Origin of the sequence: Serratia sp. CY84636, from assembly GCF_052166245.1 — a bacterium.
GTDB classification, from domain to species: Bacteria; Pseudomonadota; Gammaproteobacteria; order Enterobacterales; family Enterobacteriaceae; genus Serratia; species Serratia nevei.
Map to the genome: position 1 here is coordinate 311,650 of NZ_JBJNOX010000004.1, position 16,682 is coordinate 328,331.

Annotated in this window: 16 protein-coding genes; 10 read left to right on the forward strand and 6 right to left on the reverse strand. The window is 64.2% G+C overall.

What is annotated here, in order from left to right; genetic code table 11:
* Positions 1-97: 97 nt before the first annotated feature.
* Positions 98-1,225, reverse strand: a complete 1,128-nt coding sequence (locus ACJ8QI_RS15745) for an iron-containing alcohol dehydrogenase (RefSeq protein WP_197861966.1) — start codon at positions 1,223-1,225, stop codon at positions 98-100.
* 229 nt (positions 1,226-1,454) lie between these two features.
* Between ACJ8QI_RS15745 and ACJ8QI_RS15750 the strand changes: the two genes are divergently transcribed.
* From ACJ8QI_RS15750 to ACJ8QI_RS15760, 3 genes are all read left to right on the forward strand, one after another.
* Entirely contained in the window at positions 1,455-2,213 is a 759-nt protein-coding gene (locus tag ACJ8QI_RS15750) for a helix-turn-helix transcriptional regulator (RefSeq protein WP_047729076.1), read from the forward strand.
* 101 nt (positions 2,214-2,314) lie between these two features.
* Positions 2,315-3,616: an NAD(P)/FAD-dependent oxidoreductase gene (locus ACJ8QI_RS15755; RefSeq protein ID WP_033636959.1), complete on the forward strand. Its 1,302-nt coding sequence runs from the start codon at positions 2,315-2,317 to the stop codon at positions 3,614-3,616.
* An 18-nt stretch (positions 3,617-3,634) separates the two neighbouring features.
* Positions 3,635-4,000: a cupin domain-containing protein gene (locus ACJ8QI_RS15760; protein WP_019454941.1), complete on the forward strand. Its 366-nt coding sequence runs from the start codon at positions 3,635-3,637 to the stop codon at positions 3,998-4,000.
* 39 nt (positions 4,001-4,039) lie between these two features.
* On the opposite strand, the gene ACJ8QI_RS15765 is transcribed toward ACJ8QI_RS15760, so the two are convergent.
* The 4 genes from ACJ8QI_RS15765 to ACJ8QI_RS15780 all read right to left on the reverse strand — a co-directional run bounded on the left by ACJ8QI_RS15765 (position 4,040) and on the right by ACJ8QI_RS15780 (position 8,025).
* On the reverse strand, positions 4,040-4,846 hold the full coding sequence (locus ACJ8QI_RS15765) for an alpha/beta hydrolase (protein ID WP_201965304.1): 807 nt from the start codon (positions 4,844-4,846) through the stop codon (positions 4,040-4,042).
* A 95-nt stretch (positions 4,847-4,941) separates the two neighbouring features.
* A complete protein-coding gene (locus ACJ8QI_RS15770; protein ID WP_060428708.1) occupies positions 4,942-6,054 on the reverse strand; it encodes a class II histone deacetylase in 1,113 nt (370 codons plus the stop codon).
* On the reverse strand, positions 6,051-7,238 hold the full coding sequence (locus tag ACJ8QI_RS15775) for an MFS transporter (protein ID WP_442532794.1): 1,188 nt from the start codon (positions 7,236-7,238) through the stop codon (positions 6,051-6,053). The genes ACJ8QI_RS15770 and ACJ8QI_RS15775 overlap by 4 nt, the downstream gene beginning before the upstream one ends.
* Positions 7,239-7,377: 139 nt before the next feature.
* Entirely contained in the window at positions 7,378-8,025 is a 648-nt protein-coding gene (locus tag ACJ8QI_RS15780) for a helix-turn-helix transcriptional regulator (RefSeq protein WP_442532795.1), read from the reverse strand.
* A gap of 482 nt (positions 8,026-8,507) precedes the next feature.
* Between ACJ8QI_RS15780 and ACJ8QI_RS15785 the strand changes: the two genes are divergently transcribed.
* The 7 genes from ACJ8QI_RS15785 (at position 8,508) to ACJ8QI_RS15815 (ending at position 15,969) form a co-directional block, all read left to right on the forward strand.
* Entirely contained in the window at positions 8,508-10,220 is a 1,713-nt protein-coding gene (locus ACJ8QI_RS15785; RefSeq protein WP_442532796.1) for an arylsulfatase, read from the forward strand.
* A complete protein-coding gene (locus ACJ8QI_RS15790) occupies positions 10,217-11,401 on the forward strand; it encodes an anaerobic sulfatase maturase (protein WP_049194547.1) in 1,185 nt (394 codons plus the stop codon). The genes ACJ8QI_RS15785 and ACJ8QI_RS15790 overlap by 4 nt, the downstream gene beginning before the upstream one ends.
* Before the next feature lie 129 nt (positions 11,402-11,530).
* Positions 11,531-13,024, forward strand: coding sequence for an APC family permease (locus tag ACJ8QI_RS15795; RefSeq protein WP_033648536.1), 1,494 nt, complete (start codon positions 11,531-11,533; stop codon positions 13,022-13,024).
* Positions 12,999-13,589, forward strand: coding sequence for a DUF3156 family protein (locus tag ACJ8QI_RS15800; protein WP_442532797.1), 591 nt, complete (start codon positions 12,999-13,001; stop codon positions 13,587-13,589). The genes ACJ8QI_RS15795 and ACJ8QI_RS15800 overlap by 26 nt, the downstream gene beginning before the upstream one ends.
* Complete coding sequence (locus ACJ8QI_RS15805; RefSeq protein ID WP_442532798.1) at positions 13,582-14,364, forward strand: SDR family NAD(P)-dependent oxidoreductase; 783 nt, start codon at positions 13,582-13,584, stop codon at positions 14,362-14,364. The genes ACJ8QI_RS15800 and ACJ8QI_RS15805 overlap by 8 nt, the downstream gene beginning before the upstream one ends.
* Positions 14,365-14,375: 11 nt before the next feature.
* Positions 14,376-15,173: a molybdenum cofactor biosynthesis F family protein gene (locus ACJ8QI_RS15810; protein ID WP_442532799.1), complete on the forward strand. Its 798-nt coding sequence runs from the start codon at positions 14,376-14,378 to the stop codon at positions 15,171-15,173.
* Between the two features lie 4 nt (positions 15,174-15,177).
* Positions 15,178-15,969: an SDR family oxidoreductase gene (locus tag ACJ8QI_RS15815; RefSeq protein ID WP_084826886.1), complete on the forward strand. Its 792-nt coding sequence runs from the start codon at positions 15,178-15,180 to the stop codon at positions 15,967-15,969.
* Between the two features lie 56 nt (positions 15,970-16,025).
* Here the strand turns inward: ACJ8QI_RS15815 and hpaR are convergent, their stop codons facing one another.
* Positions 16,026-16,478, reverse strand: a complete 453-nt coding sequence (gene hpaR / locus ACJ8QI_RS15820) for a homoprotocatechuate degradation operon regulator HpaR (RefSeq protein WP_004933183.1) — start codon at positions 16,476-16,478, stop codon at positions 16,026-16,028.
* Between the last annotated feature and the right edge of the window lie 204 nt (positions 16,479-16,682).

Below are 16,682 nucleotides of genomic sequence, written 5' to 3' on the forward strand. Positions count from 1 at the left end.
GCTGCGAGTGCGTACGCCAGTCACTGACTTGAGTAAGTTCCTGGCGAGCCACCTCTTGCCGCCGGGATGCCGCGCCAACTATTTAGGGTAGATATCATCATTCGACGCGAAACGCCTCTTCGATCATCCGTTGCCGCTGTGCCGGCGCATAGTCGATCCAGGAATTCTTGCTGTTGGATTTCTCCAGCGCCACCGCCAGTTCCTGGCCGGAAATCGGCAAATCGTTCTGCCAGAACGGCGCGATGGCGTGGCGGGTGATGAAATCGGTCAGGTAGCTCTCCGGGCTGCCCTGCCAGTGCGGGTACAGGCGCGCGGCCAGCTCGGCCATCAGCGCGCGTTGCTGCGGCTGTTCGCTGCTTTCCAGCAGGGCAAGGAACGGCAGCAGCAGGCGGCCGCAGACCTGGCCGTGGTGGTAGTCGCGCAGCGCGCCGATCTCGCCGGCGATGCCGTGGATCACCCCCAGCCCGGCGGCGCTCAGCGTCAGCCCCCCAAGGTACGAAGCTTGCATAATCGCTTCGCGCGCCGCGTCGCTGCGGTTGAGCGCCGGCCAGGCCGCAAGGAAGTGGCGGATGCCGCTCAGCGACATGTCGCGCGTCATGGCGCCGGCGGTTTTCGACAGATAGGCCTCGAACAGGTGGGTGAAGGCGTCGATGGCGCAGTAGGCCAGCACCTTGTCCGGCGCGCCGGCCAGCAGCTGCGGATCGAGAATGGCGGTGTGCGGCACGAAGTTATTGTGGCGCAGCGAGGCCTTCACTTTGCTGACCTGAGTGTCGGTGATCACCGCGTTCTGCGTCACCTCGCTGCCGGTGCCGGCGGTGGTGGGAATGGCGATCAGCGGCAGGGTGGCGCCGCTGATTTTGCTGTCGCCCACTTTTTCCATATAGCGCAGCGTTGGCAGCGGATGCTCCACCAGCGCGGAGAACGCCTTGGCGGCATCCAGCACGCTGCCGCCGCCGATGGCCACCACGCGCCGTGCCTGGCCGCGCCAGCGCGCCACCCAGGCGTCTATTTCCTGCGGCGACGCCTCGTGGCTGACGATCTCGGTGCCGATGAGCAGCGGCGCCAGCGATTCGCGCAGGCCGGCGTACACCGGGCCGTTGAGAAAAGATCGGCAGCTGAACAGCAGCGTCGGCTGCGGATCGGCAAGCAGCAGCGGCGGCAGTTGCTGGATGCTGCCGTGGCCGAACCAGGTCTGGCGGTTGGCGATGATGTGGCTGACGGACATGAGGTCTCCTTGACGGCGTTGCAGGGCGCGATGCCACAGCATAAGCCAGCGGGCGCGGAGCGGCCACCGCTTTCCCCGCTGCGGCAACTTGTGAGTTGTTTAACATGTAAACGATCGTGTTCTTGCATTTCGGCGCGCCGGATGCTTTTTTTAACAGTACTGGCCGCCATGCGGCTAACCCCATCCGAAATCGGTAGATTGTTAATGTATTAATAATGGCGAGGCGGGTATGGATATTCAGGTTGAACGCTTGTCTGCGGTGATCGATGCGGTGGCCAGCCCGCGCTTTTATCCCAGCCTGTTGAATTGGCTGGAAGGGTTTTTCGCCTTCGACAACGCCATCGTCTATGCCTTCGAACGCGGCCGGCCGCCGCGCTGCCTGATCAAAACCGAGCGGGAAAACAGCGATGCGGTTAACCAGATCTACCAACAGGGCGCCTATCTGCAGGATCCGTTTTACCGCGCGCTGAACGACGGCGGCGAAGGCGAGGTGCTCACGCTGCGCCAGCTGGCGCCCTGCGGGTTTTATCACAGCGACTATTACCGTAATTTTTATCGCAAGACCGGCTGGCACGATGAGGCCGGCGTGCTGCTGCAGCTGACGCCGGAGCGCGGGCTGGGGGTGTTCTTCGGTTCGGCGCGCCGCACGGTGGCGGTGCGCTACCCGCAGCGGGCGGATCTGCGCAGCGCGCTGACGCTGGTGAAAAGCGTGGCGCGGCTGCATGGCGAAGTGGTGGCGGCACCGGCCGAGGCCGACACGGGGAACGACGATGGCGCGCAGGCGCGTTATCTGCTGACGCCGCGCGAGCGCGAGATCGTCGATCTGATCCTCGCCGGCTGCGGTTCGCAGCAGATTGCCGACCGGCTGTTCATCAGCCTCGGCACGGTAAAAAATCACCGCAAGAACATCTACGGCAAGCTGAACATCGGCTCGCAGGCCGAACTGTTCAGCCTGTTGCTGACCGCCCCGCAGCGCCGCAGCGCGTGAATGTTAATTTTTTGTAGCGAATGTCCCTAAGGGGACATAGCGGCACGGCTGCCGCCTCCCGATAATCCGATGTCATGGCATAGGCAATCGGGAGTGCGGCAGTGAACAACGAAATCGAGTCCTTAACCTACTACGCGGCGACCAAAAAATACGATCTGCGCTTCCCGACGCTGGAAGAGGATCTGGACGTCGACGTGGTGATCATCGGCGGCGGCTTCTCCGGCATCAACACCGCGCTGGAGCTGGCGGAGAAGGGCATCACCAACATCGCCATTCTCGAAGGCCGCTATCTGGGCTACGGCGGCACCGGGCGCAACGGCGGCCAGGTGATGGCCGGCATCGGCCACGATCTGGAGAAGATCAAGCGCCACGTTGGCCCGGCCGGGCTGGAAACCATCTTCAAAATCAGCAACCTCGGCGCCGGCATTATCCGCGAGCGCATCAAGAAATATGATATCGACGCCGACTTCTGCTTCGGCTACGGCTATCTCGGCAGCAACGCGCGCCAGGAGAAGACCCTGCGCGGCTGGCTGAAGGAGTTCAAGGCGGTAGCGCCGCAGGAGGAGATTGAGCTCTACACCGGGGCGGAGGTGAAGCAGGTGGTGGGCTCCGACGCTTACACCTGCGCGCTGAAACACATGGGCGGCGGCCACGTGCATTCGCTCAACCTGCTGCTGGGCGAGGCCAAGGCGCTGAGCGGCTACGGGGTGAAAATCTTCGAGAACAGCAGCGTGCTCAACGTGGAGTACGGGCCGCGCATCACGGTGCGCACCGCCATGGGCTCGGTGCGTGCCAACAAGATGCTGTGGGCCTGCAACGGCTTCCTCAACGGCATGGAGCCGCAGATCTACCGCAAGACCATCAATACCTACGCCTTCCAGCTGGCCACCGAGCCGCTGTCTGACGATCTGATCCGCCAGATCAGCCCGATCCGCGGCGCCTACAGCGACATCCGCCCGGTGATCGACTATTACCGGGTGACCAACGAGAACCGGCTGCTGTTCGGCAGCGCCACCCGCCTGATCGAATATTTCCCGTCGGATCTCAAGGCCTGGAACCGCAACCTGATGCTGAAGGTGTTCCCGTACCTGAAAGACGTGAAGATCGATCTGGCCTGGGGCGGCCCGCTGTGCTGCAGCGCCAACCTGTTCCCGCAGATCGGCACGCTGCCGGATCGCGACAATGTGTTTTACGTGCAGGGCTACTCCGGCTTCGGCGTGACGCCGAGCCACATCGTGTGCAAGGTGCTGGCGGAGGGCATGAGCGAAGGATCCGATCGTTACGATCTGATGAGCTCGATCCCGCACGTCAACATCTTCGGCAAGGACAAGCTGCGGCGGGTGATGACCACCGCCGGTAAGGTTTGGCACCAGACATCCGGCTACTGGAAAGGCCGCCGTTAACCCTCAGAGGAGAATCACATGAAACCGTTACTGCTTAAACAACCGCTGCCGGAACTGCTGGAGATCGGTAGCGTCAGCAACCTGGGCGCCACGGTGATCGCCGGCACGCCGACCGTCGGCGTGGCCAGCATTTTCGGCGAACCGACCGACAACCTGAACTGCGGCGTGTTCAGCTGCACTCGCGGCAGCTTCGTGATGGAGTATCCGTTCGCCGAGCACGCCACGGTGTGGGAAGGCAGCGCGACCCTGACCAACGAACGCACCGGCGAATCGGTGCAGTATCAGGCCGGCGATTCCTGGTTCGTCGAGAAGGGCACCCCGGTGCGCTGGGATATCACCTCGGATCGCTTCGTCAAACACTATCTCGCCATCGTCGAAGGCTGACGCCGTCATGCCCCCCTCGGCCCGCTGAGGGGGAGCGCCTTAGCCTAACACCCGCGCAATAAAATCGGTCACCCGCTTGAGGATCTGATCCTTATTGGTTTCGTTAAAGCTCTCGTGCCGCCCGCCCGCATTGATCATCCGTTCGAAATCGTCGCCGCGCAGACGATCGAGCGCGGTTTGCGTTTCGCTCATCAGCACCAGCCGATCGTCGTCGCCGTGGATCCACAGCGTGGGCAGCGCGCCGAAGCCCGGCCCGGCGTTGATGGCGGCGAGGATCCGCTGCATGGCGCGCAGGGTGGGGCGCTTGAACGGCCCGTGCCACACCAGCGGATCTTCCTGATAGGCCGCGCCGACCGCCGGATCGCGCGCCAGGGTGGCGGTATCCAGCGGCGCGTCGGGGATCGTCGGCAGTTCGGCCAGATCGGAGATCGCCGTTCTGTCGCCAAGCAGCGGGCCGGACAGCACCAGCGCACGCACCTCCTCGCCGTAGCGCTGCACGTAGCGGGTGGCGATCATGCCGCCCATCGAGTGGCCGATCACCACCAGCGGCAAGGTGGGGTATTGCTGCCGGAAATGGCTGACCACGCGCTGCACGTCGTCGACCACGGCGTCATAATCCTCGATCAGCACGCGTTCGCCCTGCGACAGGCCGTGGCCGAGATGGTCGGGGCCGAACACCCGCGCGCCCTGTGCCTGCAGCGTGCGCGCCACGTATTGGTAACGGCCGAGATGCTCGCCGTAGCCGTGTATCAGCAGCGCCAGATAGCGCGGCTGGTCGTTTCCCCAGTCGTGCACGGCGATGTCGCCGTGACGGCCTTTGATAAAGCTGACGGTTTGTTCGGGCATGTTATTGTTCTCATGGTGGGTAGGGTTGCCCTTCAGCGTAGCGGCTGGCGGCGAGGTTGTCAGGGGCGCCGGGTGCGGCGCCCGCAAAGAGGGGATTACAGGCCGAACTGGCGCGCCAGCTCGTCGAGCGCTTCGCGCTGGAAGCGGTTGAAGGCGTCGCGCGGCTGCTGTTGCTGGATAAACGCCAGCAGCGGATCCTGCACTTCAGTGCGCACGCCGCTCAGCTGTTCCATCACCGCCAGCCCGCAGAACGGCACGTAGGATTCGGCGTAGCCGCCTTCGTGCACCATCACCAGCTTGCCGCCGCACAGCCGGTCGGCGGCGTCCTGCACCAGCGCGGTCATGGCGCGGAAGCTGTCGCTGTGCAGCTGCATGCGCGCCAGCGGATCGAGGGCGTTGGCATCGTAGCCGCAGGCGACGATGATCAGCTCCGGCTCGAATTTTTCCAGCGCCGGGATGATGATGCGCCGCATGGCGTGCAGGTAGCCGTCGTCGCCGGCGCCGGCCAGCATCGGCACGTTAACATTGCAGCCCGCCCCGTCGCCTTCGCCGCGATCCCGTTCGCCGGAATAGCCCGCCGGGAAGCAGCCGTCCTGATGCAGCGACAGCGTCAGCACGTCGCCGCGCTGCCAATAGATGTGCTGGGTGCCGTTGCCGTGGTGCACATCCCAGTCGAGTACCGCCACCTTGCCGAGGCCATGGCGGGCCTTGGCGCGCTCGATGGCGATGGGAATATTGGCCAGGAAGCAGAAGCCCATCGATTGATCCGGCAGGCAGTGGTGGCCCGGCGGGCGCGACAGCGCATAGGCGTTATCCAGCTCGCCCTGCAGCACCGCCTCCACCGCCGCGCAGGCCAGCCCGGCGGAGAGCTTGGCGATTTCATAGCTGCCCGGCCCCAGCGGCGCTTCCTCTCCCAGCAGGCCGCCGCCGCTGTCGCTCACCTGTTTGAAACGCTGCAGGTAGTGGGCGGGGTGAATGCGCAGCAGATCTTCTTCCGTCGCCGGTTCGGCGCTCAGCAGGGTGAGCTGGCGCGACAGGCCGGACACGTCCATCAGGTTCTTCATGCGCCGTTTGGTTTCCGGCGACTCGGCGTGGCCGGCGCCCGAAGGCGGTTGCACCCAGCCGCCGACCGGCAGGGTAGTGGCGTGCAGGCCGGTGCTGTGCCAGAAACAGCGTTCATCAAACAAGAAACCGGTTGTTCTTTTCACCTTTCTCCTCCTGTTATACGGCGCGGTGCGCGCGGTGAAGCCAGCGAAATCAACAGCAGTGACAGCAGCGCGCAGCCCAGCGCGCCGAACAGCAAAGCGTTGAAACCGCCGAAAGATTCGATCAGAAAGCCGGCCAGCGTCGGGCCGATGGCCATACCGCCGCCGATCACCAGGTTGATGCCGTTCATCAGCTTGCCGTCGTTATCCAGCCCGGCGACCCGCGCCAGAATGAACGGCAGCACGAAGGTCCAGGTGAACTTGAACAGCAGGGCCGCCAGGGCGAAGCGCAGCAGCAGGGGCTGGCCCGTCAGCAGCGCCACGCTGGCCAGCAGCAGGGCGTACCCCAGCACGATCAGGCGTCCGCCGCCGAAGCGCGCGCCGATCAGCGCTGCGGCCCCCGCGCCGACGATGCCGAGCAAGGTGGCGACGGCCAGCACCTGGCCGCTGTGGGCCGGCGACAGCCCGGCGCCGGCGGCGATGCCGCCGATAAAGGTCCAGACCGCGCTCAGGCTGATGTAAAAGGTCAGCACCGCCAGCACGGCACACAGCTTGCGCGCCAGCGAGGCGGCGGGGCCGCTGCGGGCGGCGCGGGCGGCGGTGAAACCGTTGGGGAATGCCGGGATGAGCGGCAGGCAGCACAGCATGATGGCCGCCAGAATCAGGTAGACCGCCATCAGGCCGAAGTGCGCGAACAGCGGCGGCAGCACCAGCAGCCCGACCGCGCCCAGCACCAGTTGGCCGAGCACCCAGAAGGCATAGACCCGGCTGGGATTGGCGGTGCCGGCGGCGCAGGTGATGCACAGGATCATCAGGGTGCCGCCCGCCAGCGAGGCGATAAAGCGCAGCGGCAGCAGCAGGGTAAAGTCCTGCACCAGCGCCGAAGCCAGGTTGCCGACGATAAACACCAGCGCCGACAGCGTAGCGACCCGTCGCCAGTTGATGCGCCCGATCCACCACCACGCCGGCAGCGTGGCCAGGCTCATGGCGCCGAGTTCGGTGGAGAACAGGTGGCCGATCTGCGCCGGGCCGAGCTGCCATTGTGCGGCGAGCTGGGCGGCCACGGCGGGGGCGGTCATCAGAATGCCCGGCGCGATGGCGGCGAAGACGATAATGGCGGTCAGCAGCCGCGGCGGGCAGGGGAGCGCCGCGCCGACGGCGGGCGCGGAAACCGAATCACTGGACATAAACCTTTTCCCCAAGCGTTGAGTGACGATGAAATATCCCGCCCGGCCCGATTACGGGCAGGGGGAGGCCGCGCCATAAATGGCGAATACGTTTTGGCGTTATTTTCCGGCCGCCGGCAGCGGCGGCCGTTATCGGGCGTTAACCGTGGGCGAGAAAGCCGCCGGCGACCAGTTCGGTGCGGTTCACCACGTCGGTTTTGGCGAAAATATTGCGCATATGGGTTTTCACCGTGGACAGCGAAATGCCCAGCTTCAGGGCGATGCGCTTATTGCTGGCGCCTTCGCGCACCATGTTGACGATCTCTTGCTCTTTGGCGGTCAGCAGATGCGCCTCGCCGTCGGGCAACAGATCGCGCGTCGCCAGCTCGATCAGCGGCAGCACCGCGCGCAGGCGGCCGCGCTCCACTTCAGTGAACGGCGTATCGCGGATCAGCGATACCCCGGCGACGATGCGCTTGCGCTGGCGGATGAAGATCTCCGTCATGTCGCGCATGTCGTTCGGCAGCATAAAGTCGTGGTAATAGCGGCGGTTGCCGGCGATCGCCGCCGGGCTCATGCCGACCATGGTGATGTCCTGGCGATGAAAATTGGCCGGCTGCAGCGGGTCTATCTGCTGGAAGTGGTTCAGATACTGCTGATGCGTTTTATCGGGCATGCCGTGCAGGATGTAGTGATCCGGCCGCAGGTCGCGATCGACCAGATAAAACACCCCGGCGGACACCGGGATCAGGTGCGTGATGGTCGCCAAACAACTGTTGATAAAGGCATCGGATGCGGTGCTGTGCATGATTCGTGTTCCTCCCTTTATCATTCAATCTGGAGAAGGTTGGCGGTCAATATATGAACGATACAAGCATAGTTATAGCAATTTGGCAACACAATAAAAACATATTAACAACGTGAGGCCGATTGCAATAAAACACATAAATAACAAGATGACACTGCGTTAATCAGGGCTTTTCAGTTCGGATTTATCGCGATTTTCATTAATAGGTTAATGAAATAATTCACCGCTTTTCCCGCTGAATTTACAGCGCTTTTCAATGTTTGCCCGGGTGCAGCCCTCGCCGCCCTGCGCGTGCTACAACCGGCACGACTGGAGCCGTTCCTCGTTCTTAAGAACGATAGTCAGGCTTTTCCGCCGCTTCCTACACTGCGAATTGAAGATAGCGCCAGGCGGCGCCAAACGTATAAGACGAAAAAATGATGACCTTTCTCGGGCTGAGGCGTCGGGTTGTTCAGTCCGCATGACCATACGGGGAACGAACGATGCAGAAAAAAACGTTGGCGGTGGCGTTGAGCGGCGCCTTATCGGGCCTGGCGCAGGGGGCGGACGCCGATCGCCCCAATGTGCTGATCATTCTGGTGGACGACATGGGCTACTCCGACATCAGCCCGTTCGGCGGCGAGATACCGACGCCCAACCTGCAGGCGCTGGCCGAACGGGGCGTGCGCATGAGCCAGTACTACACCTCGCCGATGTCGGCGCCGGCGCGGTCGATGCTGATGACCGGCAACACCAACCAGCAGGCCGGCATGGGCGGCATGTGGTGGTATGAGAGCACCGCCGCGCAGCCGGGCTATGAAATGCGGCTGACCGACCGCGTGACCACATTGCCGGAGCGTTTTCGCGACGCGGGTTACGCCACCATGATGGCGGGCAAATGGCACCTGGGCTATGTCGACGGCGCCAAACCGACCGATCGCGGCTTCGAGCGCGCCTTCGCCTTTATGGGGGGCGGCACCAGCCATTTCGACGATGCGAAACCGCTGGGCACCGTGGAGGCGTTCCATACCTTCTACACCCTGAACGGCAAACGCGTGTCGTTGCCCAAAGATTTCTATTCCAGCAAGGCCTATGCCGATCAGCTGGAACAGTGGATCCGCGATACGCCGCAGAGCAAACCCGTCTTCGCCTATCTGGCGTTTACCGCGCCGCACGATCCGCTGCAGGCGCCGGATGACTGGATCGCCAAATTCGACGGCAAATACGACGCCGGTTACCAGCAGGCCTATCAGCAGCGCATTCAGCGCCTGAAGGCGCTGGGGCTGATTTCCGATCGCACGCCGATGCCGGCGCTGGCGCTGGATAAGGCCTGGAACGCGCTGACGCCCGAGCAGCAAAAATATGAAGCCAAGACCATGCAGGTGTACGCGGCGATGATTGCTTACATGGACGATCAGGTCGGCGCGGTGCTGAATACCCTGAAGCAGACCGGCCGTGACCAAAATACGGTGATCGTGTTCGCCACCGACAACGGCGCCAACCCCGCCAGCGGCTTCTACTACGGCTCGAAGCCGGAGTATTGGCGGCAGTTCGACAACAGCTACGCCAACCTCGGCCGCAAGGGATCGTTCATTTCCTACGGGCCGCACTGGGCCAATGTCAGCAACGCGCCGTACGCCAACTACCACAAAACCACCAGCGCGCAGGGCGGCATCAATACCGATTTCATCATCTCCGCGCCGCGGCTGAAGGGGCGCGGCGGCATCGACAGCACGCCGATGGCGGTGTATGACATCGCCCCGACGCTGTATGACTATGCCGGCATCGACGCCAACAAACCGCTGAAGGCCAAACCGACGCTGCCGATGGTCGGCGTCAGCTTCAAGCGCTATTTCAGCGGCGAGGCCGACGGCGTGCCGCGCGCGACCTACGGCGTGGAGCTGCATAACCAGGCCGCCTATGTGGATGGCGTCTGGAAGCTGCGGCGGTTGGTGAAGGCCGGGCCGACGGCGCAGATGGCGCCGTGGGGGCTGTTCAATCTGCATGACGATCCGCTGGAAACGCGCGATCTGGCCGCCGCCGACCCGGAGCGGGTCAAACGGCTGAGCGAGGCGTATCGCCGTTTTGCGCAGCAGAGCATGGTTATTGAAGCCAAAGGTGCAGCGATCGACTACCTCGGTGTAGACGCCAGCACCGGCGACTACATCGGCCTGGATCCGCTGACCCACAAACCGTTGCCGCAGGCGGCGCCATGAACCTGGCCCAGCTGCGCGCGCAGCAGATCCCGGTAGAGAGCGAACCGCGCGCGGCGGCGCCTTTTCATTTGCTGGTGAAGCCGATCGGCGCCGGCTGCAACCTGGGTTGCCGCTACTGCTACTACCCGCAGCGCCAGCAGGAGCGGACGCGCAAGATGGACGACGACCTGCTGGCGGAATTTATCCGCGGCTACATCGCCGCCCAGCCGCGTTACAGCCGCGAGATCAACTTCGTCTGGCAGGGCGGTGAGCCGCTGCTGGCGGGGATCGGTTTTTACAAGCGGGCGCTGGCGTTGCAGCGCCGCTATGCGCCGCCGGGCGTGCGGATCAGCAACAGCCTGCAGACCAACGGTACCCTGCTGAACGACGCCTGGTGCCGGCTGTTCCGGCAGCATCACTTTATCCTCGGCGTCAGCCTGGACGGCGACCGCGAGGTGCAGGACGCCCACCGGCCGGACAAGCGCGGCGGCGCCAGCTATGACGCGGCGCTGCGCGGCATTGCGCTGTTGCAGCGCCATCAGATCGACTTCAACCTGCTGATGGTGGTGCACGACGGCGTCGCGGATCGCGCCGAGGCGATCTACGATCATGCGGTGGCGATCGGGGCGCGCTATCTGCAGTTCCAGCCGCTGATGCTGGAAGGGGACGCGCCCACCGCCGGCTATGGGCTGAGCGCCGCCAACTGGGGGCGCTTCATGCTGGCGGTATACCGCCGCTGGCGCAGCCGCGGGCACGTCGGCCAGGTCTTCGTGATGAACATCGAGCAGGTCTACGCGCAGTATTTCACCCACGTTAGCCCCAGCTGCGTACATGCCGAACGCTGCGGCGGCAATCTGGTGATGGAGCCGGACGGGCGGCTTTACGCCTGCGATCATCTGATCAACGCGCAGCACCTGCTCGGCCATGCCGATCGCCACACGCCGCTCGCCACCCTGGCGGCAAGGGCGGCGGAGATGCCGTTCGGTAAAAACAAGAGCCTGCGCCGCGAGTGCCAACGCTGCAGCGTGAAAAGCGTCTGCCAGGGCGGCTGCCCGGCGCATGTGGGCGAAGATCGCTACAACCGGCTGTGCGCCGGCTATTACGCCTTCTTTTCCGCGCTGCTGGCGCCGCTGCGCGCCTACCCGCGCAGCCCGCAGGGGGCGATGCAGTGGCGCGCCGCCGTGAGCGCGGCCGCAGGTTGAAAGCGTCTCGTCCTTAAGGACGATAGTCAGCATTTTCCTTTCCTCTCTATAGTGAGATTACCGCCGCTGGCGGTGAAAAACCTGCAAGCACCTGCATGCATCAGGCCAAAACTATAAGAGGAAATAACCATGAACCTGTCGTCGCGGTTGCACGCCCACCTGGCTCGAGGCAAGGTCGGCTTTCCCACCACCCTGGCCAGTTCGGTCGGGGTGATCATGGCCAGCCCGGTGATCCTGACGGTCACCAGCGGCTTCGGCATCGGCGGCGACACCTTCGCGCTGGCGATGCTGATCGCCTTCATCATGATGCAGGCGCAGCTCACCACCTTCTCCGAAGCGGCGGCGCTGCTGCCAACCTCCGGTTCGGTTTACGACTACATCTCCTGCGGCATGGGGCGCTTTTTCGCCATCACCGGCGCGCTGTCGGCCTACCTGATCGTGCACATCTTCGCCGGCACCGCCGAGACCATTCTCTCCGGCATCATGGCGCTGGTGAACTTCGAGCACCTCAACACCCTGATGGAAAGCCACAACGCCTCCTGGATGGTCGGCGTCGGGCTGGTAATCGTGTTCGGCCTGCTCAACGCGTTCGGCATCGAGGCCTTCGGCAAGGCGGAGATCGTGCTGACCTTCGCCATGTGGAGCACGCTGGTGATTTTCGGCATCGTCGGGCTGCTGTCGCCGCATGCGGTGCCGCTCGAGGGCTGGTTCGGCAGCACGCTGAGCCTGAACGATCCCTTCGCGGTGTTCAGCCTGATCGGCATGGCGATGTTCATGTTCGTCGGCTGTGAGCTGGTGACGCCGATGGCGCCGGAGATCAAACGCTGCGATCGGGTGATCCCGCGCGCGATGGCGCTGGGGCTGTGCGGCGTGGCGGTGTGCATGGCGCTGTATGGCGCGGCGCTCAGCCACCAGGTGGAAAACGTGGTGATCGACGCCGCCAGCGGCACGCGCCTGCTGGAAACGCCGATGGCCATCCCGGCGTTCGCCGGCCAGGTAATGGGCCAGTTCGGCAAATACTGGCTCGGCGTCGGCCTGCTCCTGGCGGGTGCCGCGACCATCAACACGCTGATGGCGGCGGTGCCGCGCATTCTGTACGGTATGGCGCTGGACGGCGCGCTGCCGCGCATGTTCGCTTATCTGCACCCGCGCTTTAAAACGCCGGTGGTCGGCATTCTGGTGGCGGTGTTAATCCCCTGCGTACACGCCTTCGCCATTCAGGGCAACCTCGACAGGATCATTCCGCTGGTGCTGGCGGCGGTGTGCGCCTGGGGCGTGGCCTACCTGCTGGTGACCTGCTCGGTGGTGATCCTGCGCGTACGCCGCCCCGATCTGCCGCGCGCCTATAAATCGCCGTGGTTCCCGCTGCCGCAGATCGTTTCCAGCGTTGGCATCGTGCTGGCCATCGTTTACATCACGCCGCCGGGAATGAACCCGAGCGATATCTACATTCCCTTCGGCTGGATGATCGGTCTGACCGCCGCCTATGCGCTGTTCTGGACGCTGTGCGTGCAAAAAGTGAATCCGTTCAAGCCGGTGCCGGTCGAGCAGGTGCTGGAGAACGCGTTCGCCAAGGGTGAAAACGAGGAGGCGCAGTTTGATCGGCTTACTTCCCTCACTTAATCGCGCCTGGCGGCGAGCGCCGTCGGGCTATCGGCCGGGCGCCGCGCTGGATCGTCTGGCGCGCAACCTGGAACCCTACGCGTGCGAACGCCTGGCGCCGGGCCTGCTGCGGCTGACGCTGCCGCAGGGGCCGCAGATCGAGATCGGCGAACAGGTGCAGGGGCTGTTTATGGCGCATATCGTCAGCCACCGCTTTCGGTTGCAGGGCGCGTGCGCGATGCAACCTCCGCTGACGCTGGACGTGGTGACCGGCGGCTGGCTGCGGCGGCGCGGGGTGCGTTATCTGCTGCGCCAGCGCCATGCGGCCGCGCAGCGGGTGCTGGACGGCCTGCAGCGCTACCCGCAGATCGGCGAGACGCTGGCGCAGCTGGATTTTCGCCGCGTGCGGCTGACGGTTAACGACGAGCGTTGGCAGGTGGAGATTGAGCATTTCGCCGCGTCGGAGGTGGTCAGCCGTTTGCCGGCCGGCCGCCGCTATCTGCGGCTGGATGCCGAACAGCGGCGGCTGCTGTTGAGCAGCCTGCTGATGATCGGCCAACTGATGGAGAAGCTGAATCATGAATAGAGTGGTTGTGATTACCGGCGGCGGCACCGGCGTCGGCGCCGCCTGCGCCCGTCTGCTGGCGGCGCAGGGCGATCGGGTGTTCATCATCGGCCGCCGCCCGGAACCGCTGGCGGCGCTGGCGCAAGAGATCGGCGCGCAGGCGCTGGTGGGCGATGCCGCCAGCGGCGAGAGCTGGAACCACACGCTGCTGCCGGCCATTCTGCGCGAAGCCGGGCGCATCGACTGCCTGATCGGCAGCGCCGGCGGCATGGGCTTCAAGCGCATCACCGAGATGACCGACGCGCAATGGCAAGGGGCGATGGACAGCAACCTCAACAGCGCTTTCGCCAGCGCGCGCGCCTGCCTGCCGGAGCTGATTAAAAGCGGCGGCAACCTGCTGTTCGTGGCCTCGATCGCCTCGCTGGCCGCCGGGCCGGAGGTCTGCGGCTACGTCACCGCCAAGCACGCGCTGATCGGGCTGATGCGTTCCATCGCCCGCGATTATGGCCCGCTGGGCGTGCGCGCCAACGCGGTGTGTCCGGGCTGGGTGACCACGCCGATGGCGGACGAAGAGATGCAACTGCTGATGGACGCCCATCAGATTTCGCTGGAGCAGGCTTACCAGATGGTCTGTCGCGACGTACCGCTGCGCCGGCCGGCCAGCGCTGAGGAGATCGCCCGTGTCTGCCGTTTCCTCTGTTCCAGCGAAGCTTCAATCATTACCGGCGCGGCGCTGGTGGCCGACGGTGGCTCCACCATCGTCGATGTGCCGACCCTGGCTTTCACTTCCCTGTAAGGAGCATTTCCATGAGTTCAGAAGCGGTATTCATTCAGGTTGGCGCGCTGGCGGAAGGCTTTGCGCCGCACAGCAATACGCTGGAACGGCAGCACGGGCTGGCGGGCACTACGCTGACGCTGCGCTTTAGCGACGGCGCGACGCAGCGCTGCCGGTTTACCGACGGGCAGACGCTGGAGTGGGGCGAACGGCGCGGCGTCGCCTATCGCGCCACCAGCATTCGCCCCGGCGTGCTGTTCATCGATTTTCTCGATCCTGCCCGCGCCAACGCCAGCATTACGCTGGTATGCGACCGCAATCAGGGCAACTTCACTGCGGTATACGGCCAGCTGCCGGACGAAGCGCAGGCGCGGCTCGATGCCTTCAGCCGGGTGGAGCAGGGGCTGCCGCTGACCGCGGTCGAGGCCGAATTCCGCTTCGGCACGCTGGATGACGCCGACGTGGCGCCACCGGGCTTTACCGATGAGCTGATCGGCATGCGCAACATGTACACCTACAGCCCGACCGAACGGTACGAGCACATCTACCTGAACGATAACTTCTACGCCTGGCAGTGTCTGGACGGGGTGGAAAAAGGGCTGGCGGACGTCGATCGCTGCCACTACGTGAAGGTGGCGGAGCAGCTTTATCTGTTCGTCTGGCGCGAGAAGATCATCCCGACGTTGGGCGTGGTGATGATCGATCTGCAGGGCATGCGCACCGACGGCAAGATCCTCGGTTATCAGGGCAGCGATTTCAGCGCGCTGAGCAACTTTGCGGTCGGCGCCCATGCGCAGGTGCTGAACACCACGCGTCACCCACGAGGATAGGGCGATGAGCGCAACCTATGCGGCCGACGCCTTCGCGGGGCAGGCGGTGCTGGTGACCGGCGGCGCTCAGGGCATTGGTCTGGCGATCGTCAGCGCCTTTGCCCGCCTGGGCGCCGAGGTGACGATCGCGGACGTGCAGCTGCCGCAGGCGCAGGCGGCGGCACAGGCGCTGCGGGACGAAGGGCTGAGCGTGCAGGCGCTGGCTTGCGATCTGGCCGAACCGGGGCAGATCGCTGAGCTGGTGACGGCGGTAGGTGAGCGGCATCAACGGCTGGACGTGGTGATCCACAATGCCGCTTACTTTCCGCTGACGCCGTTCGCCGCCATCGACGCGGCTCTGCTGCAACGCACGCTGAGCGTCAATCTGATGGCGCCGTTCTTTCTGGCGCAGGCGGCGCTGCCGTGGATGCGCCGCCGGGGCGGCGGCTGCCTTCTGGTGACCTCGTCGGTGACCGGCCCGCGGGTGGCCTACCCGGGGCTGGCGCACTACGCCGCCTCCAAGGCTGGGGTGAACGGGTTTATTCGCGCGGCGGCGCTGGAGCTGGCGGCGGAGAAAATTCGCGTCAACGGCGTGGAGCCGGGGATGATCCGCACGCCGGCGATGGCCAACCTGGGCGACGCGCAGGTGAATCAGGCGATCGCCGCCTCGGTGCCGCTCGGGCGGCTGGGGGAACCGGAAGACATCGCCGCGGCGATGGTGTTTCTCGCCTCGCCGGCGGCGGCCTACATCACCGGCCAGACGCTGGTGGTGGACGGCGGCGCGCTGCTGCCGGAAACGAATTCTCTGCTTACCTGACGCTGCAGCGTTGTTGGCTGCAACGTCAATTAATTTGAGAATTCCGGTTGGTTAAATCACTGCTTGGCAGGATGCGCGGTGACGTTGGCGGGCAGGCTGTCGCCCAGGGTGATCAGCTCGTCCAGCAGCGTCATCAACTGGTCCATTTTCTGTCGCGAGAAAGCGGCTTCAATCTCGGCGTAGCCCTGTTCCACCTGGTGGCGCGCCACTTCATACAGATCCTGGCCCTGCTGGGTCAGCGACACGTACAGCTTGCGCTGATCGTTGACCGGCTTCAGGCGGAAGATCAGCTTGTCACGCTCCATGCGCGACAGAATGCCGGTCAGGCTGGGGCGCAGAATGCAGGTTTCCGCCGCCAGCTCGTGGAATTCGATCGAGCGGCTGTTGGCCAGCACGCGGATGATGCGCCACTGCTGTTCGGTCAGATTGTGGCTTTTCAGGATCGGGCGGAAGAACCCCATGGCGGTTTCACGCGCCTGCAGCAGGGCGATGGTTAACGATTCATGCATAAGTTTGGCCTTAGCTATCAAGGTGTTCGTTGTTACGGCGCTCGTTATGGGGGCGCCTGCCCCGCAAAGCCCGATTTTGTTAATAACTTAATAGTAGCCAAAGTTACCCGTAGGGATAAAGCAAAAATGCAGGGCGCAGCGAAAAATGGCGCGAAAAATGATTAATGCATTGAATAATCACGCTAATGTTCGTTATTTGTGAAT